At 63.0% G+C, this 21,679-nt stretch carries 21 protein-coding genes and 1 tRNA gene; 14 read left to right on the top strand and 8 right to left on the bottom strand.

What is annotated here, in order from left to right; all coding sequences use genetic code 11:
* The first annotated feature begins 2 nt into the window (after window positions 1-2).
* Complete coding sequence (locus F2P47_RS09560) at window positions 3-2,030, top strand: acetyl-CoA carboxylase biotin carboxylase subunit (protein ID WP_152216125.1); 2,028 nt, start codon at window positions 3-5, stop codon at window positions 2,028-2,030.
* A 126-nt stretch (window positions 2,031-2,156) separates the two neighbouring features.
* Window positions 2,157-3,182, top strand: a complete 1,026-nt coding sequence (locus F2P47_RS09555) for a DUF8173 domain-containing protein (protein ID WP_185681047.1) — start codon at window positions 2,157-2,159, stop codon at window positions 3,180-3,182.
* On the opposite strand, the gene lipB is transcribed toward F2P47_RS09555, so the two are convergent.
* Window positions 3,179-3,862 carry a lipoyl(octanoyl) transferase LipB gene (lipB, locus tag F2P47_RS09550; protein WP_152216123.1) on the bottom strand — a complete coding sequence of 228 codons (684 nt, stop codon included), beginning with the start codon at window positions 3,860-3,862 and terminating at the stop codon, window positions 3,179-3,181. The two genes, F2P47_RS09555 and lipB, sit on opposite strands and share 4 nt — an antisense overlap.
* A 58-nt stretch (window positions 3,863-3,920) precedes the next feature.
* On the opposite strand from lipB, the gene F2P47_RS09545 reads away from it, so the two are divergent.
* From F2P47_RS09545 to F2P47_RS09515, 7 genes are all read left to right on the top strand, one after another.
* Window positions 3,921-4,148: a FliM/FliN family flagellar motor switch protein gene (locus F2P47_RS09545; protein ID WP_152216122.1), complete on the top strand. Its 228-nt coding sequence runs from the start codon at window positions 3,921-3,923 to the stop codon at window positions 4,146-4,148.
* Window positions 4,149-4,299: 151 nt separating this feature from the next.
* Window positions 4,300-4,860: a precorrin-2 dehydrogenase/sirohydrochlorin ferrochelatase family protein gene (locus F2P47_RS09540; protein ID WP_185681046.1), complete on the top strand. Its 561-nt coding sequence runs from the start codon at window positions 4,300-4,302 to the stop codon at window positions 4,858-4,860.
* Window positions 4,857-5,660, top strand: coding sequence for a phosphoadenylyl-sulfate reductase (locus tag F2P47_RS09535; protein ID WP_246176818.1), 804 nt, complete (start codon window positions 4,857-4,859; stop codon window positions 5,658-5,660). The genes F2P47_RS09540 and F2P47_RS09535 overlap by 4 nt, the downstream gene beginning before the upstream one ends.
* Window positions 5,661-5,747: 87 nt before the next feature.
* Window positions 5,748-5,832: transfer RNA gene (locus F2P47_RS09530), tRNA-Leu, on the top strand.
* Window positions 5,833-6,017: 185 nt separating this feature from the next.
* On the top strand, window positions 6,018-6,995 hold the full coding sequence (locus F2P47_RS09525) for a Kelch repeat-containing protein (RefSeq protein WP_152216120.1): 978 nt from the start codon (window positions 6,018-6,020) through the stop codon (window positions 6,993-6,995).
* A 21-nt stretch (window positions 6,996-7,016) separates the two neighbouring features.
* Window positions 7,017-8,189: an isovaleryl-CoA dehydrogenase gene (locus tag F2P47_RS09520; protein ID WP_152216119.1), complete on the top strand. Its 1,173-nt coding sequence runs from the start codon at window positions 7,017-7,019 to the stop codon at window positions 8,187-8,189.
* Window positions 8,189-8,977 (top strand): thioesterase family protein, encoded by a 789-nt coding sequence (locus F2P47_RS09515; protein WP_152216118.1) that lies wholly within the window; start codon window positions 8,189-8,191, stop codon window positions 8,975-8,977. The genes F2P47_RS09520 and F2P47_RS09515 overlap by 1 nt, the downstream gene beginning before the upstream one ends.
* A gap of 2 nt (window positions 8,978-8,979) precedes the next feature.
* Here F2P47_RS09515 and F2P47_RS09510 read toward each other — a convergent pair whose 3' ends face one another.
* Entirely contained in the window at window positions 8,980-9,855 is an 876-nt protein-coding gene (locus F2P47_RS09510) for a phosphatase PAP2 family protein (RefSeq protein ID WP_152216117.1), read from the bottom strand.
* A gap of 85 nt (window positions 9,856-9,940) precedes the next feature.
* On the opposite strand from F2P47_RS09510, the gene F2P47_RS09505 reads away from it, so the two are divergent.
* On the top strand, window positions 9,941-11,137 hold the full coding sequence (locus F2P47_RS09505) for an acetyl-CoA C-acyltransferase (protein WP_152216116.1): 1,197 nt from the start codon (window positions 9,941-9,943) through the stop codon (window positions 11,135-11,137).
* Here the strand turns inward: F2P47_RS09505 and F2P47_RS09500 are convergent, their stop codons facing one another.
* Window positions 11,138-11,533 carry a nuclear transport factor 2 family protein gene (locus tag F2P47_RS09500; RefSeq protein ID WP_152216115.1) on the bottom strand — a complete coding sequence of 132 codons (396 nt, stop codon included), beginning with the start codon at window positions 11,531-11,533 and terminating at the stop codon, window positions 11,138-11,140.
* A 12-nt stretch (window positions 11,534-11,545) separates the two neighbouring features.
* The gene (locus tag F2P47_RS09495) at window positions 11,546-12,136 is read right to left on the bottom strand and encodes a TetR/AcrR family transcriptional regulator (protein WP_152216114.1); all 591 of its coding nucleotides are present in this window, start codon (window positions 12,134-12,136) and stop codon (window positions 11,546-11,548) included.
* 87 nt (window positions 12,137-12,223) lie between these two features.
* Here F2P47_RS09495 and F2P47_RS09490 point away from each other — a divergent pair, with 87 nt between their 5' ends.
* From F2P47_RS09490 to F2P47_RS09480, 3 genes are all read left to right on the top strand, one after another.
* Window positions 12,224-13,831: a carboxyl transferase domain-containing protein gene (locus F2P47_RS09490; RefSeq protein WP_152216113.1), complete on the top strand. Its 1,608-nt coding sequence runs from the start codon at window positions 12,224-12,226 to the stop codon at window positions 13,829-13,831.
* A 149-nt stretch (window positions 13,832-13,980) separates the two neighbouring features.
* Window positions 13,981-15,981, top strand: coding sequence for an acetyl/propionyl/methylcrotonyl-CoA carboxylase subunit alpha (locus F2P47_RS09485; RefSeq protein ID WP_152216112.1), 2,001 nt, complete (start codon window positions 13,981-13,983; stop codon window positions 15,979-15,981).
* Window positions 15,978-16,412, top strand: coding sequence for a DUF1489 family protein (locus F2P47_RS09480; RefSeq protein ID WP_152216111.1), 435 nt, complete (start codon window positions 15,978-15,980; stop codon window positions 16,410-16,412). Before F2P47_RS09485 ends, F2P47_RS09480 begins: the two co-directional genes overlap by 4 nt.
* Here F2P47_RS09480 and panC read toward each other — a convergent pair.
* Window positions 16,409-17,275 carry a pantoate--beta-alanine ligase gene (panC, locus tag F2P47_RS09475; protein WP_152216110.1) on the bottom strand — a complete coding sequence of 289 codons (867 nt, stop codon included), beginning with the start codon at window positions 17,273-17,275 and terminating at the stop codon, window positions 16,409-16,411. The genes F2P47_RS09480 and panC overlap by 4 nt on opposite strands.
* Before the next feature lie 88 nt (window positions 17,276-17,363).
* On the opposite strand from panC, the gene F2P47_RS09470 reads away from it, so the two are divergent.
* Entirely contained in the window at window positions 17,364-17,702 is a 339-nt protein-coding gene (locus F2P47_RS09470) for a hypothetical protein (RefSeq protein WP_152216109.1), read from the top strand.
* A 3-nt stretch (window positions 17,703-17,705) separates the two neighbouring features.
* Here the strand turns inward: F2P47_RS09470 and F2P47_RS09465 are convergent, their stop codons facing one another.
* From F2P47_RS09465 to F2P47_RS09455, 3 genes are read right to left on the bottom strand one after another with little or no spacing between them, the layout of a single operon-like run.
* Window positions 17,706-18,884: an iron-containing alcohol dehydrogenase gene (locus F2P47_RS09465; protein ID WP_152216108.1), complete on the bottom strand. Its 1,179-nt coding sequence runs from the start codon at window positions 18,882-18,884 to the stop codon at window positions 17,706-17,708.
* Window positions 18,881-20,275, bottom strand: coding sequence for an aldehyde dehydrogenase family protein (locus F2P47_RS09460; RefSeq protein ID WP_152216107.1), 1,395 nt, complete (start codon window positions 20,273-20,275; stop codon window positions 18,881-18,883). The genes F2P47_RS09465 and F2P47_RS09460 overlap by 4 nt, the downstream gene beginning before the upstream one ends.
* Window positions 20,275-21,654 carry a glutamine synthetase family protein gene (locus tag F2P47_RS09455; RefSeq protein WP_152216106.1) on the bottom strand — a complete coding sequence of 460 codons (1,380 nt, stop codon included), beginning with the start codon at window positions 21,652-21,654 and terminating at the stop codon, window positions 20,275-20,277. The genes F2P47_RS09460 and F2P47_RS09455 overlap by 1 nt, the downstream gene beginning before the upstream one ends.
* Between the last annotated feature and the right edge of the window lie 25 nt (window positions 21,655-21,679).

The raw sequence follows: 21,679 nt of genomic DNA, 5'->3' as shown, positions 1-21,679 counted from the left end.
GCATGTTCAAGAAAATCCTGATCGCCAACCGAGGCGAGATTGCCTGCCGCGTCATCAAGACGGCGCGCAAGATGGGCATCAAGACTGTCGCCGTCTATTCCGACGCCGACAAGGACGCGCTGCATGTCGAGATGGCGGATGAAGCCGTCCATATCGGCGCGCCCGCAGCTGCTCAGTCCTATCTGATCATCGAAAAGATCATCGACGCCTGCAAGCAGACGGGCGCCGAAGCGGTTCATCCGGGATACGGCTTCCTGTCCGAGAACTCGAAGTTCGCCGTCGCGCTGAAGGAGGCAGGGATTGCCTTCATCGGTCCGAACGTCAAAGCCGTCGAGGTCATGGGCGACAAGATCGAGTCGAAGAAATTCGCCAATGCGGCGAAAGTCTCGACCGTTCCGGGCTATCTCGGCGTGATCGTCGATGCCATCGAAGCCGTGAAGATCGCCAATGAGATCGGCTATCCGGTCATGATCAAGGCGTCGGCGGGCGGCGGCGGCAAGGGCATGCGCATCGCATGGTCCGAGAAGGAAGTGGCGGAAGGCTTTGCTGCTTCGATGTCGGAAGCCAAGTCGAGCTTCGGCGACGACCGCGTCTTCATCGAGAAGTTCGTCACGCAGCCGCGCCACATCGAAATCCAGGTGCTCGGCGACAAGCATGGCAACGTCATCTATGTGAACGAGCGCGAGTGCTCGATCCAGCGCCGCAACCAGAAGGTCATCGAAGAGGCGCCGTCGCCTTTCCTCGATGAGAAGACAAGGCGGGCGATGGGCGAGCAGGCCGTCGCGCTCGCCAAGGCCGTGGATTACGAAAGCGCGGGCACCGTCGAATTCATCGTCGACAAGGACCGCAATTTCTACTTCCTCGAAATGAACACGCGCCTTCAGGTCGAGCATCCGGTGACCGAACTCATCACCGGCATCGACCTTGTGGAGCAGATGATCCGCGTCGCTGCAGGCGAGAAGCTCTCGATCACGCAGGCCGATGTGAAGATCAACGGCTGGGCGATGGAAAGCCGCATCTATGCGGAAGATCCCTATCGCAACTTCCTGCCTTCGACCGGTCGCCTCGTGCGCTATCAGCCGCCGGCGGAAGGCGCCGAGAACGGCCTTACCATCCGCAACGATACCGGCGTTTATGAAGGCGGCGAAATCTCGATCTATTACGATCCGATGATCGCCAAGCTCTGCACACACGGTCCGGATCGCGCCAGCGCCATCGACTATATGTCCATCGCGCTGGACGAGTTCCGCATCGACGGCATCCAGCACAACATCCCCTTCCTTGGCGCGATCATGGAGCATCCGCGCTTCCGGTCGGGTAACATCACGACGGGCTTCATCGCCGAGGAATATCCGGAAGGTTTTCACGGCGTCGAACTGGGTGATGAACGCCGCCGCAAGCTCGCTGCCATCGCGGTTTACATGAACGAGCTTCATGCCGCCCGCGCTGTGCAGATCAGCGGCCAGCTTTCGGGCCGTCCGCGCAAGCTGCCCGAGGATTGGGTGGTGAGCCTTGATACGTGGCACCAGAGGGCGAAGGCCGATTTCGTCGAGGACGGTCTGGAGATCACGCTTTCCGGTCTTGACGACAGCGACGCTCAGACCTTCGTTGTGGACAGCGAATGGACGCCGGGACAGTCGGTTTTTGTTGGCACGGTGAATGGCGAGGAAATCGCTGTGCAGATTGATCGCGCGAAGCAGGGCTATCGCCTGCGCTATCGTGGCGCGACGGTTGCGGCCGTGGTGCGTACGCAGCTCGGCCATCGCCTGAACCTGCTGATGCCGGAAAAGGTCGCCGCCGATACGTCGAAGTATCTGCTGTGCCCCATGCCCGGCCTCGTGAAGTCGATTGCGGTGGAAGTCGGCCAGGAAGTGAAGGCCGGCGAGCCGCTGGCAATCGTCGAAGCGATGAAGATGGAAAACATCCTCCGCGCCGAGAAGGATTGCACGATTGCCTCCATCGAGGCGAAACCGGGCGACAGCCTGGCGGTCGATGCCGTCATCATGGAGTTCGACTTCGAGACGAAGTAAGAAGCGAGCGCATAAATCGAACACTTTCACCCCGGCCTTGTGCCGGGGTGTTTGCTTTTATGGGCTTGCGGTTGACACCCCCGCGCAATGACGCGAGCCTTGGTTGACCTCAAGGAGGAGGGTTCCATGCGTACCGGATTTCCAGCCGCATTCATGGCGCTGACGGGTCTGCTTCTGTTTGCAGTCCCTGCAGACGCTGCCATCGCCAAGGGCGCGACGCCTGCCTCCGTTGAATGGGGCAGCGGCGACACGGTCTATCTCGCCGGGCGGGACGTAACGGTCGATAGCAATGTCGCGGGGGCGCTCACCATTACCGGCGAGACCGTTGCCATCACGCGCGATGTGAAGGTGGGCGGCGATGTCTGGATCGCCGGACGCCGCGTCGCGACGGAAGGCGACATCAAGGGCGATCTTTCCATCCGCGCGCAGGACGCGCTCATCAACGGCCACGTGAAGGGCGACGTCACGTTTTATGGCGTTCATGTGGTCTTCGGTCCCGATGCGTGGGTCGAGGGCAATGTGAACTACTTCTCCGCCGGTCCTGCCGAAGTCGATACCGGAGCGAGAATCAAGGGCGCCATGCGCTCGAAGGTTTGGGACGAGGCGACGAAGCCTCGCGAGCCGCATTATGATGGGTCGGAGCCATACAGGCCGTATACGGAGAGAAACTGGAGCGACCGCTGGCCGGCGCCCGGCTACCGGCTTTCGTGGCCGGGGGCCATTTTCTTTGGTCTTCTCGCGGGGATCGTCGCGCTGGCCGCGCCTGCAGGCGCCGCGCGTCTCAGCGAGGCGGCCGGGGCGCAACCGGCCTTTGCGTTTCTTGTCGGTCTCGTCTGGCTGATCGGCACGCCCATACTGGCGGTCATATCCGCCGTTACCATCATCGGCCTGCCGCTCGCCTTCATCGTTATTCTGCTTTGGCCGCTCGGCATGGTGATCGGCCTCGTCATCGCCATCATGGCGATAGGCGAGCTTGTCGCGGGTCGCATCGGAACGACCTATGATAGAACCGCGCGCGTGATCGGCGGCATCGTCGCGGCGACGCTTCTGCTCTGGATCGGGATTTCGCTTCCGGCGCTCGGAGGGTTCGTGTGGCTCGCTGCCGTCACCTTCGGCGTCGGCGCGCTGGTGCTGTCGGTGCGGCTGGACTAGCGGCTGGCGCCGAACACTTCCTCGAAGCTCGCTCGCAGTGCCATGTCGACCTCTTCCATGCTCACCACATGGCCAAGGTCGGCAAGGCTCGTCACGCCATGCTGCGAGATACCGCAAGGCACAATGCCGGAGAAATGTTCCAGCGCCGGGTCGACGTTGATACTGATGCCGTGAAACGTCACCCATTTGCGGATGCGCACGCCGATGGCGGCGATCTTGTCTTCGCGGCCAATGCCCTTGTCCGGACGGCGCACCCAGACGCCGACGCGATCCCCGCGCACTTCGCCGACCACGTTGAAACGCGCCAGCGTGGCGATCAGCCAGCGTTCGAGGTCGTGGACATAGGCGCGCACGTCGGGCTTGCGACGCTTCAGATCGAGCATCACATAGGCCACGCGCTGTCCGGGCCCGTGATAAGTGTATTGCCCGCCGCGCCCGGTCTTGAACACAGGGAAGCGATCCGGCGCGAGGAGATCTTTTTCATCCGCGCTGGTGCCCGCCGTGTAGAGGGCAGGATGTTCGAGCAGCCAGACCAGTTCGTTCGCCTTGCCTTCCGCGATGGCAGCGGCGCGTGCTTCCATCTCCGCGACGGCGACGTCGTAGGGCACAGGCGCGTCAGAGATGCGCCATTCGACGGTGTGGGCGGCAAGCGGCTCCGCCAGGCTCGATGTCTTAACCATGGGGTAACTCTAGCATGCGACTTTGATGCGGGTCGCGTGATGCCAATTGGGGGCGGGAATGAATTCCGTCAATAACGTTTCTGTCGAGATTTCCGTCGTGCTGGGCAAAACCGCCCTGCCGATCCATCAGCTTTTGAAAATGGGCCGCGGTGCGGTCATCGAACTCGACGCGCATCATGACGACGAGGTTTGGCTGCTTGCCAACAACATTCCCATCGCGCGCGGCGAAATCGTCGTGCAGGGCGAGCGCATCGCCATCTCGATTACCGAGACGATCCGGAACTAAGCGGCCTTCCTATAAATACTTAAAAAAGACGTGAAATACATAATAGTACGTCCGGATATTGAATTATTCGGGCGCTTGTCCTATTTCTACGGGAATTAGGCCGCGCACCCTCATGGGGCGTTCAACCCCTTGGCTCCCGTCAGGAGACATCATGCTTCCCATCGTGCTCGATGTCGGCGCGCTCCGGATCGTGCTGGTCGGGGAGGGTGAGGCCGGTCTGAAGCGGCTGGAGCTTCTGGATGCTGCCGGGGCCGCCAATGTGGAGGTCTATTCCGGGGCGCTGGAAGGGGCTTTGGCGAGGCGGGCCGGTACGCGGTTGAAGGGCACGAGGCCCTCCAGCGAGGCTCTGGAGGCCGCTGGGCTGGTGCTGATTGCCGGTCTCGACGAGGCCGGGTCCGAGGCCTTGGCCGCCGCTGCCCGAAAGGCGGGACGGCTGGTGAATACGGAAGACCGGAAACCGCTTTGCGACTTCCACATTCCTTCGACTGTCAGGCGGGGCGATCTGCTTTTGACGGTGTCTACCGGGGGGCAGTCTCCCGGCCTCGCGCGGCGCCTCAGGCGCTATCTCGAGGGGCTGTTCGGGCCGGAATGGTCCGGGCGGCTCAAAGAACTGGCGGAGCGCCGCGAAGTCTGGCGCGCGGAGGGCCTCGATCTGTCCGAAGTCGGACGGCGTAGCGAGGCATATATCGAGGAAGAAGGTTGGCTCCCATGACAGTCATTCAGCTCAAGAGCCATGAGAACCGTGCCGCCGCCATGGACGCGGCGACCGTTACGTCGCCGCGCCTGACGGATCTGCGAGCGCGCTATCAGGGTCTCAGCGGGCAGGCGCTGCTCGAAGTCATGATCCGGCACGAATTCGCGGGCAAGATCGCCGTCGTCTCCTCCTTCGGCGCCGAATCGGCCGTGCTCTTGCACATGGTGGCCGAGATCGATCCGACGACGCCGGTCATCTTTCTCAATACGGGCAAGCTTTTCGGTGAAACACTGCGCTATCGCGACCGGCTGCAGGAACGCCTTGGCCTGACCGATATTCGTGCCGCGGGTCCTCACCCGGCAGATCTGATGGCCAGAGACCCGAACGGTACGCTCTGGAATGCCGATCCCGACGCCTGCTGCTTCGTCCGCAAGGTTTTGCCGCTCGAGCGCGCCCTCAAGGGCTTCGAGGCCTCGATCACGGGCCGCAAGCGCTTCCAGACCTCGGCGCGAACCGGCATGGACCCTATCGAGGAAGAGGCCGTGCGCGGCACGGGCGAGCCCGGCAGCGCCACGGGAACCCGCTTCAAGCTCAATCCGCTGGCCTATTGGGGGCAGGAGGAGCTGGAGCGCTACACAGACGCCAACCGGCTGCCCCGGCACCCGCTGGTCAAGGATGGTTACCTCTCCATCGGCTGCATGCCCTGCACGGAACGCGTTCCGGAAGGGGGCAGCTATCGGGACGGGCGCTGGGTCGGTCGCGACAAGGACGAGTGCGGCATCCATCTGCCCCTCAATACGGGTGGCGACGGCATCTGACCGGCTTTCGGTTATTCACCGAATTCGTCAATTTGCAGCTTGAGTACCGGTAAGGGATTTGTTACATCGGCGCATCCCAAGTCATGCGCGGTCGTGGCGGAATTGGTAGACGCGCAGCGTTGAGGTCGCTGTGGGGCAACCCGTGGAAGTTCGAGTCTTCTCGACCGCACCATGATCTTGGGACGAAAATGAAAAGTCGGCTCGCACCTCAAGCGGCCGGCTTTTTCTTTGGCGCTTCGCCGTCTGAGGAACGCGGCAGCCCGCTGGCGAGCCGCCTGCAAATAACGCACACTCGCAACCCATTCGCCGCCGTCCGGGGTCCGCCGACCGGGGCGGTCGCGCTTTACCGGGGCCTTCATGCGTTCGTCTTCGTTTTGTCCCTCCGCTTTCCGCCGCCGCTCAGTGGTTGCCGCACTGCTGGCGGGGCTCGCCGGGCCCGCCTGGGCCGATGGCTGGCACGAAGGCGCGCCGATGACGACGGCGCGCGCGCATGCAGGCGCCGCGCTGCTGGGCGAGGATCTCTATGTAGTCGGCGGCGGCAGCGCTTCGGGCCCGCGCGCGCTCACCGAGGTCTATGACACGATCGGCGACATCTGGCGGGCGGATGTGGCGCTGCCCGTGGGGCTCGAGCAATTCGGCATGGCAGCGAGCGGCGGGCGAATCTATGTGGCAGGCGGCTATGCAGCGGGCGGAACGCGGGACGCGCCGATGCTGGAAGAGAGCGCCGCCACATGGGTTTTCGATCGGGCCGTGGGTGGCTGGCGCAATGTGGCGCCCATGCCCGCGCCGCGTGTCGGCCTTGCGCTCGTAGCGATAGGCGACAAGCTCTATGCGCTGGGCGGCAAGGGGAACGATGCGGCGCGGGTCTTCGTCTACGATCCCGCCGCCGATACCTGGTCCGTCGCCAGGGCGAGCCTGCCGGCGCCGCGCAGCGACGCCGCGATCGTTGCGCTGGGCCACGACATCTACGTGATCGGCGGGCTCGAAGGGCGCGCGCCCTCGGCCCGCGTTAATATTCTGGATACCGATACGGGCACCTGGCGCGTCGGGCCTCCGCTGCCCGCACCGCGCGAAGGCCATGTCGCGGCGGTTCTCGGCGGCAAGATTCATGTGACCGGCGGGCAGAGCCTTTCGCCGCCGAAGACCTTTGCCGATCATTTTGTGCTTGAAGGCGGAGCGTGGGTGAAAGCCGCGCCGCTGCCGACGCCGCGCCACGCCGCCGTTGCGGCAGCGACAGGCGGCAAGCTCTTCGTCATTGGCGGAAGTCCGGGGGCGGGCGTCTTTACGGTCTTTACGCAGTCCGACGCGGTCGATATCTACGTTTCAGGCAAATAGAACATCAAGAAAGCCGCCGACATGTCTTCAGCGAATTTCCAGTCCCTCGACTTCGATCTCGGCGAAACCGCCGACATGATCCGCGATACGGTGCGCGCCTTCACGGCCGACAAGATCACGCCTCGCGCGGCGGAGATCGACCGCACCAACCAGTTCCCCCGCGACCTCTGGCCCGAACTCGGCAATTTCGGCCTTCTCGGCATCACGGTGGAAGAGGAATTCGGCGGGGCGGGGCTCGGCTATCTCGAACATGTCGTGGCGATGGAAGAGATCAGCCGCGGCTCGGCAAGCATCGGCCTTTCCTACGGCGCCCATTCCAATCTCTGCGTCAATCAGCTTCGCCGCTGGGGCACGGTCGCGCAGAAGAACAAATATCTGCCAAAGCTTATTTCAGGCGAGCATGTCGGCGCGCTGGCCATGTCGGAGCCGGGCGCGGGCTCGGACGTCGTTTCCATGCGTCTCAAGGCCGAGAAGAAGGGCGACCGCTTTGTCCTCAACGGCAACAAGATGTGGATCACCAACGGCCCGGACGCCGAAACGCTGATCGTCTATGCCAAGACCGATCCGCAGGGCGGTCCGCGCGGCATCACGCCCTTCATCATCGAGAAGGGCTTCAAGGGCTTCACCCCGGCGCAGAAGCTCGACAAGCTCGGCATGCGCGGCTCGAACACGGCGGAACTCGTCTTCGAGGATTGCGAAGTGCCCGAGGAGAACGTGCTCGGCAAGCTCAACGAAGGCGTGCGCGTGCTGATGTCCGGCCTTGACTATGAGCGCGCCGTGCTTTCTGGCGGTCCGCTCGGCATCATGCAGGCCTGCATGGATGTTGTTGTGCCCTATGTGCATGAACGCAAGCAGTTTGGCGAGCCGATCGGCACGTTCCAGCTGATGCAGGGCAAGCTCGCCGACATGTATTCGACCATGAATGCCTGCCGCGCCTATGTCTATGCGGTGGCCAAGGCCTGCGATCGCGGACAGACGACGCGCAAGGATGCGGCGGGCGCGATCCTTTACGCGGCAGAGAAGGCGACATGGATGGCGCTCGAAGCGCTTCAGACGCTGGGCGGCAATGGTTATATCAACGACTATCCGACAGGCCGATTGCTGCGCGACGCCAAGCTCTATGAGATCGGCGCGGGCACGAGCGAAATCCGCCGTATGCTGATCGGTCGCGAACTTTTCAACGAGACCGCCTGATGAGCGTCGACGCCGTATTCGAAGTCAAAGGCAATGTCGCACACAGCACCGCCCATGCGGCGGGACCGTGGGATCCGTCCATGCAGCATGGCGGCGCGCCGTCCGCGCTCGTCGCCTGGGTGGTGGAGAACATTCCGACCGCGGCACCGATGCAGGTCGCGCGGATGACCATCGACCTGTTGCGGCCCGTTCCCATCGCGCCGCTGGAAATCAGGTCCGAGGTCGTGCGCGAGGGAAAGAAGATCCAGCTTTGTGGCGTGAGCCTTTTCGCGGGTGGTAAGGAATGCGTGCGGGCGAGCGCGCTGAAGATTCGCGTGGCCGATTATCCGGAGCTCAACGGCGTGGCCGAGGCGGCGGCAAGCCTTCCGTCTCCTGCGGAATCCGCACCCATCGAGGAGGTGGTCCGTCGCAGCAGCGGCTTCATCTCCGGCGTCGAGGTGCGAAATGCCATCGGTAATTTCGGTCTCTTGAGCGGCGGTGGGCCCGCCGCCTGCTGGTTTCGCTCCGTCCGTCCGATCGTTGCGGGCGAGGCAAACACGCCGCTGATGCGCGCCGCCTTGACGTCCGACTTCTGCAATGGCGTTTCGTCGGTGCTCGATCGGGGATGGACTTTCCTCAATGGCGACCTGTCGATCAACTTTGCCCGCATGCCGGTGGGCGAGTGGATCGCGCTCGATGCCGAAACATGGATCGATGAGCGCGGCGTCGGTATTGCGGCGGGCAAGCTCGCGGATGAACGCGGCTATTTCGGCCGCGCCGTCCAGAGCCTCGTGGTCGAGAAGCGCTGAGGCTACCTCACGAGCCCCAGCTTGCGGAAGGCGAGGGGCGCGAGGCCGGTCATGTAGAAGGCAAGGGCGGCGTTGATCGCGTATCGCGCGACCGTGCCGTCTGCGCCGAGCGCATGGGCTGCATGGTTGAGGCCGCTCTGGAGCGCGAACAGGATCACAAGGCCAATGAGGCCCATGGGCACGCAAAGCCACCAGACGGGTAGCACGGGTTCGGCGGGCGCGAGCTTGCGATCCATATTCGCACCAAGAACCCAGCCGAAAAGAAGAGCCAGGACGCCGACTGTGCTGTCCGGCTTTTCGCCGTTCGGCCATGTGATGAAAAGAACCGCGCCCGCGACGACGATGATCGCGAGATGCGTGAGCATAGGCCAGTTGTGTGCTGCTTCCAGCTTTGGCGAAAGAAGCCAGGCAAAGATCGCGAGCCCGATGATGGCAAGCCCGACGCCCGTCAGCACGTCGTCGACATCATGGACGCCGAGATAGAGACGGCTGAAGCAAACGCCAGTGATGATGATCGCCGCGGCGGCGTAGGCCCAGTATTGGCGGATCTCCCATGCGATCAGCGACCACATGGCGAAGGCGACCTGCGCATGGCCGCTGGGCCGTCCGTAAGAGCCTAACACGCGCTGATCGAGCCAGTATTTCGGGTTGGGCCGTGGATCCTGCCAGAGGTCCTTGAGCCAGCCATTGAGGATCGCCGTGATGGCGATCAGCACAGTCATGCGCATGGCGCGGTCACGGCCCCAGAACCAGTAGGCGAGCGGCAGGGCGATCAGGAAGAACGTCGTATAGCCGAGCCAGGTGAAGCCATTGGCAATTGCCGTAGCGGCATCGCTGCGCAAAGGCAGCACCCACTCCATATTGTGCAGAAATTCCACGCGAACTTTCCCCCCTCATGAGTTTTGGGCTAGGGTTCCCCCCGAATCCAAGCCTTCGGAAACAATTTAACGTGGAAACGCAGCCATGACACAGACCCGTAACAGCACCGACCCGATCGTCATCGCGAGCGCGGCGCGGACCCCCATGGGCGGGTTTCAGGGCGCGTTGTCGGACATCTCCGGCCCCGACCTCGGCGCGGTCGCCGTGCGCGCGGCGGCGGAACGGGCTGGGCTTTCGTCGGGAGGTGTCGATGAGGTGATGATGGGCTGTGTGCTCTCGGCCGGCGCGAAGCAGGCGCCAGCGCGGCAGGCGGCGCTCAAGGGGGGCCTCGACCAGTCGACGCGCTGCACCACGGTGAGCAAGGTCTGCGGCTCGGGCATGAAGGCCATCATGCTTGCCCATGACGCGCTGGCGCTCGGCCATGGCGACGTCATCATCGCGGGCGGCATGGAGAGCATGACCAATGCGCCTTACCTGTTGCCCAAGGCGCGCGGTGGCTATCGCCTCGGCCATGGCGAGGTGAAGGACCACATGTTCCTCGACGGGCTTGAGGACGCCTATGAAGGCCGGTTGATGGGCACCTATGCCGAAGAGACGGCGAAGCACTATCAGTTCTCGCGCGAGGCGCAGGACGCCTATGCGATGGAGTCGCTTGCCCGCGCCAGGCGCGCCATCGAGGGCGGCAGTTTCGCGCCTGAAATCGTTCCCGTCGCGGTGCAGAGCCGCAAGGGTGAGATCGAGGTCATTCAGGACGAGCAGCCGCTGAAGGCCGACCCCGCGAAGATCCCGACGCTGAAGGCCGCCTTTGCCAAAGACGGCACGGTGACGGCGGCCAATGCCAGCTCGATTTCGGATGGCGCCGCCGCGCTCGTCCTCATGCGTCTTTCGGAGGCGGAAAAGCGCGGCCTGAAGCCGCTCGCCGCGATCCGCGGCCATTCCGGTTTCGCGCAAGCGCCCGCCTGGTTCACCACCGCGCCAGTCGGTGCGATCAACAAGCTTTTCGAGCAGACGGGCTGGAAGGCCACCGACGTCGATGCCTATGAGATCAACGAAGCCTTCGCCATCGTCGTCATGGCGGCGATGAAGGAGATCGGTCTCAGCCATGACAACATCAACGTCTATGGCGGCGCGACGGCGCTGGGCCATCCCATCGGCGCGTCGGGCGCGCGCATCGTCGTGACGCTGCTCAACGCGCTGAAGCAGGGCGGCGGCAAGCGCGGCGTCGCCTCGCTCTGCATCGGCGGTGGCGAAGCGACGGCGCTTGCGGTCGAACTGATGTAATCAGGCGGCGGCTTTCGCCAGCGTCGCCTTGACGTGTTCGGCGAGCGCGATGAGGCCATTGAGCGGGCGGATGAGCACTTCGATGTGCTTCATCTGCGCGTTCTCATCCACCGTGATACGGTCGATGCCCTTCAGATTGACGTCGCCGATCCTCGTCTCGAATTCGAGGATGATGTCGCGTCCGTCGATCCATTCCTTCTTGTAGACGAAATCCTCGAAGCCCTCGTTGACGGCATTGAGGATCGAGATCACGTAGGCTTTTGAATATTTCGGCTTGTAGAAGGCGGGCGAGGAAATGCCCGCATCCTCGGCGACCAGATCGTCGAGAACCTCAGGTGTCGGATTTTCCATATAGGCGTACCAGCGCGTGAGAAACGCCTTTGCTTCGCTGGACATGTCTTCTCCCTCTTATGCCGTCACGCCGTCGAGTACGAGGCGCGTGTGAATGTCGATCAGCTTCCGGCGGCTGACGCGGCCCTTGGGATCGTACCACGTGCAGATGCCCGTGAGCATGGCGAGCAGGGCATAGGCCGTCACGCGAATATCCGAGACCGCGAAGAGCCTTTTTGCTGCACCCGTTTTCAGAATATCGCAGAGCCGGTCTTCATAGGCGCGGCGCAGCGTCACGATGGTCTTGCGGTTCTTCGGGGTCAGGCTCCTCAGCTCGGCAGAGCCGATGAAGACCTCGCGCTTGCGCTCGATGTGATAGTCGAGATGGAAGGCAACGAAGGCCTTGAGCCGCTCGACCGGTCCCTCGACGCCCTCAAGCTCCGCATCGACGCGGGCGAGCAGCATCACCATGTGATTGTGGATGAGGTCGAAGAGGAGGTCCTGCTTCGTTTCGATGTGGTTGTAGAGCGACCCCGGCTGAAGGCCAACCTTGGCGGCGAGTTCCCGAAGGCTCATGGCCTCGTAGCCGGCCGTATAGATGAGGTCGAGGCCGGCCTCGTTGATGGCGGCCAGCGTTTTCGGGCCGGAGGAACCTCTGGTTCTGCTCATGAATGGCGGCCTTGTGGGGATCAGGAAACGAACGTATGATCGTTTTTATACCAGTCCGGCCCCATCTTCAATCATCCGGTCGCGCCCATGTCCATTCTCAAGACCAATATCAATCCGCGCGATGCGCGCTTCAGGGAAAACGCCGATGCCATGTCGCGGCTCGTCGCCGAGCTTGCGGCCGAACGGGCAAAGGCGGCGGAGGGGGGCGACCAGCGCTCGCGCGAACGGCATGTGTCCCGGGGCAAGCTCCTGCCGCGCGACCGCGTGCATGGCCTCATCGATCCGGGTACGCCGTTTCTCGAACTGTCGCCCATGGCCGCGCATGGCATGTATGGCGAAGCGATCAACGCGGCGGGCATCATCACTGGCATTGGCCGCGTGGCGGGGCAGGAATGCGTCATCGTCTGCAACGATGCGACGATCAAGGGCGGCACCTATTATCCCGTGACGGTGAAGAAGCATCTCCGCGCGCAGGAGGTCGCGCTCGAGAACAATCTGCCATGCTTCTATCTCGTCGATAGCGGGGGCGCGAACCTGCCAAACCAGGCGGAGATTTTCCCCGACCGCGAGCATTTCGGCCGCATCTTCTACAATCAGGCGCGCATGTCCTCGAAGGGCATTCCGCAGGTCGCAGTCGTCATGGGCTCCTGCACGGCGGGCGGCGCCTATGTGCCGGCCATGTCGGATGAGACGATCATCGTGCGCAAGCAGGGCACCATTTTCCTCGGTGGGCCGCCGCTGGTGAAAGCGGCGACGGGCGAGGTGGTGACGGCGGAAGACCTCGGCGGCGCCGATGTCCATTCGCGCAAGTCGGGCGTTACCGACCATTACGCTATGGACGACAATCACGCGCTTGCCATCGCGCGTCAGATCGCCTCGACGCTCAACCGCCAGAAGCAAGTGAACATCCCGCTTTCAGAGCCGGTTGCGCCGCTTTACGACGAGGCGGAACTCGATGGCGTCGTGCCGCACGCGCTTTCGATCCAGTACGATGTGCGCGAGGTCATTGCGCGGCTGGTCGACGGTTCGGAGTTCGACGAGTTCAAGGCGCTTTACGGAACGACCGTCGTTACCGGCTTTGCCAAGCTTCATGGCATTCCCATCGGTATCGTTGCGAATAACGGCATTCTCTTTTCGGAGTCGGCGTTGAAGGTTGCTCATTTCGTCGAGCTTTGCTGCCAGCGCCGCATCCCGCTTCTGTTCCTTCAGAACATCGCGGGCTTCATGGTGGGCCGCGAATATGAAACCGGCGGCATCGCGAAGGACGGCGCGAAGATGGTGACGGCGGTTGCCTGCGCCGATGTGCCCAAGATCACGCTGGTCATCGGCGGCTCCTACGGCGCGGGCAATTACGGCATGTGCGGACGCGCCTACTCTCCACGTTTCCTTTTCACATGGCCCAATGCGCGCATCTCCGTCATGGGCGGCGAACAGGCGGCAAGCGTTCTCGCCACTGTGAAGCGCGAAGGCATGGAAGCGCGCGGGGAAAGCTGGAGCGCGGAAGACGAAGACAGCTTCAAGGCGCCGATCCGCGCGCAATATGAGAAGGAAGGGCATCCCTATTTCGCCACGGCGCGGCTCTGGGATGACGGCATCATCACGCCCCGCGAAACCCGCCGCGTCCTCGCGCTTGCCTTTTCCGCCACGCTCAACACGCCAGTACCGGATACGCGCTTCGGCGTGTTCCGGATGTGAGGGGCCATGCATTCTTCCTCACCTGAACTCGGGCGTCATGCCCCGCTTCATGCGGGGCATCCACGTCTTTCTGTGATCGCAACCGTTCGGAAGACGTGGATGGCCCGGACAAGCCGGGCCATGACGGGAAATAAGAAGGGTCTCGTCTGATGTTTTCTTCACTCCTCATCGCCAATCGCGGCGAGATCGCGGCGCGCGTCATGCGCACGGCAAAGCACCTCGGGTTGCGCACCGTGGCCGTCTATTCCGATGCCGATGCTGGCGCCTATCATGTCAGGCAGGCGGACGCCGCCGTTCACATCGGGTCTGCCCAGGCGAAGGATTCCTATCTCGTCATCGAGAAGATCATCGAGGCCGCGAAGCGGTCCGGCGTGGAGGCGATCCATCCGGGCTATGGTTTTCTCTCCGAGAATGTCGCCTTCGCCGAGGCTTGCGAAAAGGCGGGACTGATTTTCGTCGGACCGCCCGCATCCGCGATCAAGGCGATGGGTTTGAAGGATGCCGCCAAGGCGCTGATGGAGAAGGCGGGTGTTCCCGTCGTTCCGGGCTATCACGGCGCGGAGCAGGATGCGCTCTTTCTTGAGGGCGAAGCACAGAAGATCGGCTATCCCGTTCTCATCAAGGCGGTGGCGGGCGGCGGCGGCAAGGGCATGCGCCGCGTGGACGAGCCGGCCTCCTTCGCGACGGAACTCAAGAGCGCGCAGCGCGAGGCACTGGCCGCCTTTGGCGACGAACGTGTATTGATCGAAAAATATGTCACGCGTCCGCGCCATATCGAAATCCAGGTCTTTGCCGATGCGCATGGCAATGCCGTCTATCTGCACGAGCGCGATTGCTCGCTGCAGCGGCGCCACCAGAAGGTGATCGAGGAAGCGCCTGCACCGGGAATGCCCGAAGAGATGCGCCGCGCCATGGGCGAGGCGGCGGTGGCGGCGGTCAAGGCCATCGGCTATCGCGGCGCGGGCACGGTGGAATTCATCGCCGACGGTTCCAACGGGCTTCGCGCTGACGCCTTCTGGTTCATGGAAATGAACACGCGGCTTCAGGTCGAGCATCCCGTGACCGAAGCGATCACCGGCACCGACCTCGTCGAATGGCAGCTCCGCGTCGCAGCCGGCGAGAGATTGCCGCTGGCGCAGAAGGACATTCCGCTCAACGGTCATGCCGTCGAAGTGCGTCTCTACGCCGAAGACCCGGCAAAAAACTTCTTCCCCTCGACCGGCAAGCTGACGCGCTTGCGCCTGCCGGAAGAAGAAGGCATTCGCGCCGATATGGGCGTGGAGGAGGGCGACGAAGTTTCCATGTTCTACGATCCGATGATCGGCAAGATCATCGCGCATGGCGAGGACCGCACGGCGGCGCTGGCGAAGATGCGTCGCTTCCTGCTCGATACGGAAGTGGCGGGCCCGCGCACCAATCTCGCTTTCCTTGCCGAGATCATGGGGCATGATCCGTTCCGTGAGGCCGATATCGACACGGGCTATATCGACCGTCATATCGCCGCGCTTGTACCGGTGGAGACGCTTGATGCGCATGTGATCGGCGCAGCGCTGGTTGGCCATTTTTTGGCGCGTGCGGAGGCGCTTGCAGGCGACCGCCGGTCGCCTTGGGTAGCCTCGGATAGTTGGACGCTTGGCGGCGCCCGAAGCGAGACGTTGAAGCTTATGCTGGGAGATGAGGTGCTGAGCATTCGTGTTACGCCAGAGGATCAGGGGTGGCGCTTCACGCATCACGGCGTTGAGCATCTCTTGGCTGGCGCGATGAATGCGCAAGGCGAGATCGTCGCAACGGTCGATGGTCTGCGGTTCAAGGCGGGCTTCGTGAGCGTCGGGTGCGGCTTCAGCGTGATCCTGCGCGGTGCTACCCGCGATTTCACCATTCCCGATCCGCTCGATGTCGATGTGGCGACGGAGGGCGACACGGGCGCGCTGAAATCGCCCATGCCGGGCAAGATCGTGGCCGTCATGGCGGAGGCGGGCGTCCATGTGAAGAAGGGCACGGGCCTCGTCATCATGGAAGCGATGAAGATGGAGCAGACGCTTGCGGCGGCGGCCGATGGCATCATAGCCTCAGTCAATGTCGCGCCCGGCGATCAGGTGGAGGCGGGTGCGGCGCTGGTCGTGTTCGAGGTCAAGAAGGACGAGGCGTGACGCTTCATCTCATCAAGCTTTGTGTCGGCGCGGACGACGTCGAGGATCTGCGGTCCTGGCAGGCCGAGCGTCTTGCGGAGAAGCGCAAGCGCAAGGAGAAGCCCATGCTCGCGCACGTCACACGAATGGTGCCGACGCGGGCGGCGGAAATCCTCGAAGGCGGATCGCTCTACTGGGTGATGAAGGGCATCATCCGCTGTCGGCAACGGATCGTGGAGATCGAACCCTTCGTCGATGGCGAGGGCATCAAGCGTTGCCGCCTGGTGCTCGATCCTGAAATCGTGCTGGTGCGCCGCCGCGAGCGCCGCCCCTTTCAGGGATGGCGCTATCTCGACCCGAAGGACGCGCCCGAGGATGTGAAGGGCGTGGATGAGGTTGACGACATGCCGGAAGACATGCGTCGCGAGCTGGAGGAGCTGGGCTTGCTCTAGACCGGCATATTGTCGATGAGGCGCGTGCGGCCGATCTTAGCGGCGACGAGAATGCGTGCGGGCGCGGTTGGATGGCCCGACGGGAAAATCTCCAGCGATGCGGCGTCGCGCACTTCCAGATAATCCACATGGTCGAAGCCAAGCGCGCGGATGCGGTCCGCGCCTTCGCTTGTCGCTTCGGGAATGATCGTGCCGGCCGCGACCTTCGCCGCCGTTTCGCGCAGGATCACGTTCAACTGGCCTGCCGCCTCCCGCTCCCGTTCCGAGAGATAGACATTGCGTGACGACATGGCGAGGCCGTCGGCTTCGCGCAGGATCGCGCCGCCGAGGATTTCGACCGGAATGTCGAGGTCTTCGGCCATGCGGCGGATGACGGCGAGCTGTTGCCAGTCCTTCTCGCCGAAACAGGCAATATCGGGAAGCGCCTGAATGAGCAACTTCGCGACGACGGTGGCGACGCCCGCGAAATGCGTCGGGCGGAACTGGCCTTCGAGCGGCGCGGAAACGCCTGCGACAGAAACCGTGGTCGAAAAACCGGGGTGATACATTTCCGCAGCCGAGGGGGCGAAGATGAGGTCGCCATGTCCGGCGAGCTTTTCGGCATCGGCGGCTTCGGTGCGCGGATAGGCGCCGAAATCCTCGTTCGGCGCGAATTGCGTCGGGTTGACGAATATCGAGACGACGACGCGGTCGACTTTCGTTTTTGCAAGATCGACGAGCGAAAGGTGGCCGGAGTGAAGTGCACCCATGGTCGGAACGAGGCCGACTTTCAGTCCTTGCTTGCGCCAGTCCGCAATGACGGCGCGAAGGCTCGCGACGCTGCGCGCAACGGGGATGGCATAGCTGGTCGTGTCGATGGTCATGGTCGCTTCTCCGGGAAATCCGGGCGGACCTTAAACGATTGAGCTAGTGTCCTCAACGAGGCTGGCGAAGCGCGAGGAGGCTTCCCATATGTGTGCCATGCGTATCCGGATTCAAACGATTGCAGCTTTTTTCGCGCTTTTTGGCGCGATGACGCCGCTATATGCGGGCCAATTTCCGTGGGAGCCGGTGAGGCCCGCGACGCCTCCGGTCATTTCGACGCAGCCGAAAACGCAGCAGCAAAAGCCGCCTGCTGTCGAGCCTCCGAGCCGCATTGTGCCGGGGCATCAGAGCAAGCAGGGATACGTGCCGACCTATGAGAGTACGGGGCCGGTGCACGCGCCCGCCGAGCCGGGGCAGAAATCGCAAGGATGGGTGCCCGGCCACCACGACGCCAATGGCGCATGGGTGCCGGGCCATCCCGAGTAGTCGTCAGACGAGGCGGCCCTCGATCGCGTTGCGATAGAGCTTTTCATAATCGCCAACGGTCATGGGCAACGGGTTGCCGCCGGTCGACGGATCTTCGAGCGCCATGGGCGCGGCTTCCGGGATCGCGTCGAGATCGACGCCGATTTCCTTCAGCGTGTGCGGAATGCCGATTTCCTCGCGGATCGCCAGCACCCAATCGACATAGCCGTTGAAGCTCTGATCCTTGAGGCCCATGTAGCGCGCCGCCGCGGCGAGCTTTTCCTCGATCGCGGATTTGTTGTGGACAAGCACATAGGGCATGACGACGGCATTGGTGAGGCCGTGATGCGTGCCGCGCAGCGACGAGCAGGGATGGCTCATCGAATGCATGGCGCCGAGGCCCTTCTGGAACGCGGTCGCGCCCATCGAGGATGCCGCCAGCATGTAGGAACGCGCCTCGATATTGCTGCCCTGTTTGACAGCGGTGGGCAGCCAGTCCTTTACGAGCCGCATGCCTTCGAGCGCGATGCCTTGCGCCATCGGATGCCAGAAGGGCGAGCAATAGGCTTCGAGATTGTGCGAGAGGGCATCCATGCCCGTCGCCGCCGTAATGTGGGCGGGGAGGCCGACGGTGAGTTCCGGGTCCGCGATCACTTCCACGGGCTGCATCTTCGGATGGAAGATGATCTTCTTTGTGTGGTCGCGCTCATCGGTGATGACGGCGGCGCGACCGACTTCAGAGCCCGTGCCGGCAGTCGTTGGCACGGCGACGATGGGGGCGATGCCCTTCGCATCGGCGCGGGTCCACCAGTCCTCACGGTCCTCATAGTCCCACATGGGCCGCGTCTGACCTGACATGAAGGCGATGGCCTTGCCCGCATCCATGGCGCTGCCGCCGCCGAAGACGATCACGCCGTCATGCTTGCCGTTGCGGAAAACCTTGAGGCCCGCTTCGACATCGGCGCCGATGGGATTGGGATGCACATCGGCGAAAAGCGCGCTCGGCAAGCCGTTCTGTTCGAGCGAGCCGATGGCATCGAGGATCATGTGCATCGGCTTCAGGCCGGGATCGGTGACGAGCAGAGGGCGCGATATGCCAGCGGCGCGGCATGCATCCGCCAGTTCCTTGATGCGGCCCGGACCGAAGCGAACTTTCGTCGGATAGTTCCAGTTGGCGGAAAGGGAAGGGTACTTGTCGATCATTTTGTTTTTGTCCGCAGGTGATAGCTTTTGGGCCGCGTCAGGAATTCATAGCCGACGCTCGAAAGCGTCGCACCGCGACCCGTGTCCTTGACGCCGGTCCAGGGGAGAGCCGGGTCTAGATAGTCGCAACGGTTCATGAAGAATGTTCCCGTCTCGACCTTCTCGCCAATGGCGATGGCGGCGTCTTCGTCTTCCGTCCAGACAGAGGCGGTGAGCCCATAGGGGCTGTCGTTCATCAGCTGAACGGCTTCATCGTCGGAGCGCACCTTCATGATGCCGATGACGGGGCCGAAGCTCTCCTCGCGCATCACTTCCATCTGGTGGTTCACATCGACGAGAACCTGCGGCGCGAGATAGGGTGTACCTGCCTTCGACGCCGGGAAGAGCTTTTCGTCGATCAGCGCCTTCGCGCCGCCGCACACAGCGCTTTCGATCTGTCCACGGACGAAAGCCGCGGCGGAAGACCGGACCATCGGCCCGAGCGTGGTCGAGGAATCGAGCGGACTGCCGAGCTTGTATTTCTTCGTCAGGTCCACGAAGCCATCGACGAATTCGTCATAGACCGCTTCATGCACATAGATCCGTTCCTTGCCGCAGCAGGACTGGCCCGAGTTGAAGAAGGCGCCATCGACGAGGTTCTCGACCGCGAAGGGCAGGTTGGCATCGGGGCGGACATAGGCCGGGTCCTTGCCGCCGAGCTCGAGGCCGACATTGATGAAGCGGCCGGAGGCTGCCTTTACCACGGCATGTCCGCCGGAGACGGAGCCCGTGAAGGCGACGTAATCGACGCGAGGATCGCCGATCGTCTTCTCCGTCATCTCATGGCTCATGTGGATCGCCTGAAAGAGGCCATCCGGCGCGCCGGCCTTTTCGAAAGCCTGCGCAAAGCGTTCGGCACAGAGCGGCGTCTGGCCGGAATGTTTCAAGATGACGGCATTGCCGGCCATGATCGCTGGAACGACGACATTGACCGAGATGAGGTAGGGATAGTTCCACGCGGCGACCGCGAGCACGACGCCGAGCGGATCGCGCCTGATCCAGCGATGAAAGCCTTCCTTCGGACCGACATCGATATCGGCGAGCGCGTCGGCTGCGATATCGACCATGTAGCGCGCGCGTTCCTCGAAGCCGCGGACTTCGCCCGCGCCATAGGCGATGGGACGACCCATCTGCCAGGCGAGCTCGGGCACGACTTCGTCCTTCATCGCGGTGAAGGCTTCAACGAAGCGAAGCGCGAGCGCGGCACGTTCCGCGACAGGCACGAGCTTCCACGCCGCCTGGGCGCGCTTCGCCTCGGACAGCGCCTCATCGACCTCTGCCCAGGTGGCGAGAGGCCGCTCGACATACACACTCCCGTCGACGGGAGAAATTACCTTCAGTGTTTCAGCCATTATCCGCGCTCGAAACCTCTCATGATTTCCCAATCTGTGACCCGGCGGTCATATTCGAACTGCTCCCAGCGGCCGGTGTGGAGATAATGCTCGACCACCTCGTCGCCCAGCGTGGCGCGGAGAGTAGCCGAGTTTTCAAGCTCGGTCAGTGCGTCACGAAGGCTTTTCGGTAGCGAGGGAATGCCTTCGCCGACATATGCGTCGCCGGAGAATTCGGGCTCGAGCTTCATCTTCTTTTCGATGCCCGCAAGGCCGCCTGCGATCAGACCCGCAAAGGCGAGATACGGGTTGAGATCGGCGCCGCCGATGCGACATTCGACACGCAGGCTCTTGCCGTGCCCGCAGAGGCGGAAGCCCGCCGTGCGGTTGTCGTTCGACCAGACGATATTGGTCGGCGCGAAGGTCCCGTTCACGAAGCGCTTGTACGAGTTGATGTTGGGCGCGAGGAAATAGGTGAGTTCCCGCGCATGGGCGAGCTGGCCCGCAAGGAATTGCTGGCCGAGATCCGAAAGGCCGTGGAGCTTGCTCTTGTCATCATGGAAGAGCGCCTTCTTCACCTTGTCGTCCCAGAGCGAAACGTGGATGTGGCAGGAGGAGCCGGCCTGCGCATAGTTCCACTTCGCCATGAAGGTGATGGCCTTGCCGTGAAGATGGGCGATTTCCTTGATGCCGTTCTTCAGGATCGTATGCCGGTCGGCCATTTCCAGCGCCTCGGCATAGCGGATATTGATCTCTTCCTGACCGGGGCCCCATTCGCCCTTGGAATTCTCGACAGGAATGCCTGCGCCTTCGAGCCCGTTGCGGATCGCGCGCATGATCCCTTCTTCCTTGGTCGTGCCAAGGATGTGGTAGTCCTCGATGTACCAGTTCGCGGTCTTGAGGCCCTTGTAGTGTTTCTCATGCGCGGCCTCGTAGGTCTCGTCGAAGAGATAGAATTCGAGCTCCGACGCCGTCATCGCCGTCATCTTCGCCTTGGCGAGACGCTTCAACTGCTTCTTCAGGATCGCGCGCGGCGCGTGCGGCACGTCTTCGCCGTGATGGTCGAGCGTGTCGCAGATGACAAGGGCGGTGCCGGGAAGCCAGGGGATACGGCGAAGCGTGCCGAGATCGGGCTTCATGACGAAATCGCCATAGCCCTGCGCCCAGCTCGCGGCCTTGTAGCCCGGCACCGGCTCCATGTCGGTGTCGACGGTGAGCAGATAGTTGCAGGCATGGGTTTCATGCACGGCCGTATCGAGGAAATAGCCGGCCTGCATGCGCTTGCCGACGAGGCGGCCCTGCATGTCGGGCATGGCCATGACGACGGTGTCGATGTCGCCCGTGCTGACGAGGTCGGATAACTGGTCGAGAGTGAGCTTACCTAGAGCGGGTTGAGGCATTCGGAGTAACTCCATTGTGCTTGCT

Origin of the sequence: Parvibaculum sedimenti, assembly GCF_009184905.1 — a bacterium.
Classification (GTDB): domain Bacteria; phylum Pseudomonadota; class Alphaproteobacteria; order Parvibaculales; family Parvibaculaceae; genus Parvibaculum; species Parvibaculum sedimenti.
This window is presented reverse-complemented; position numbering and strand designations above follow the sequence as displayed.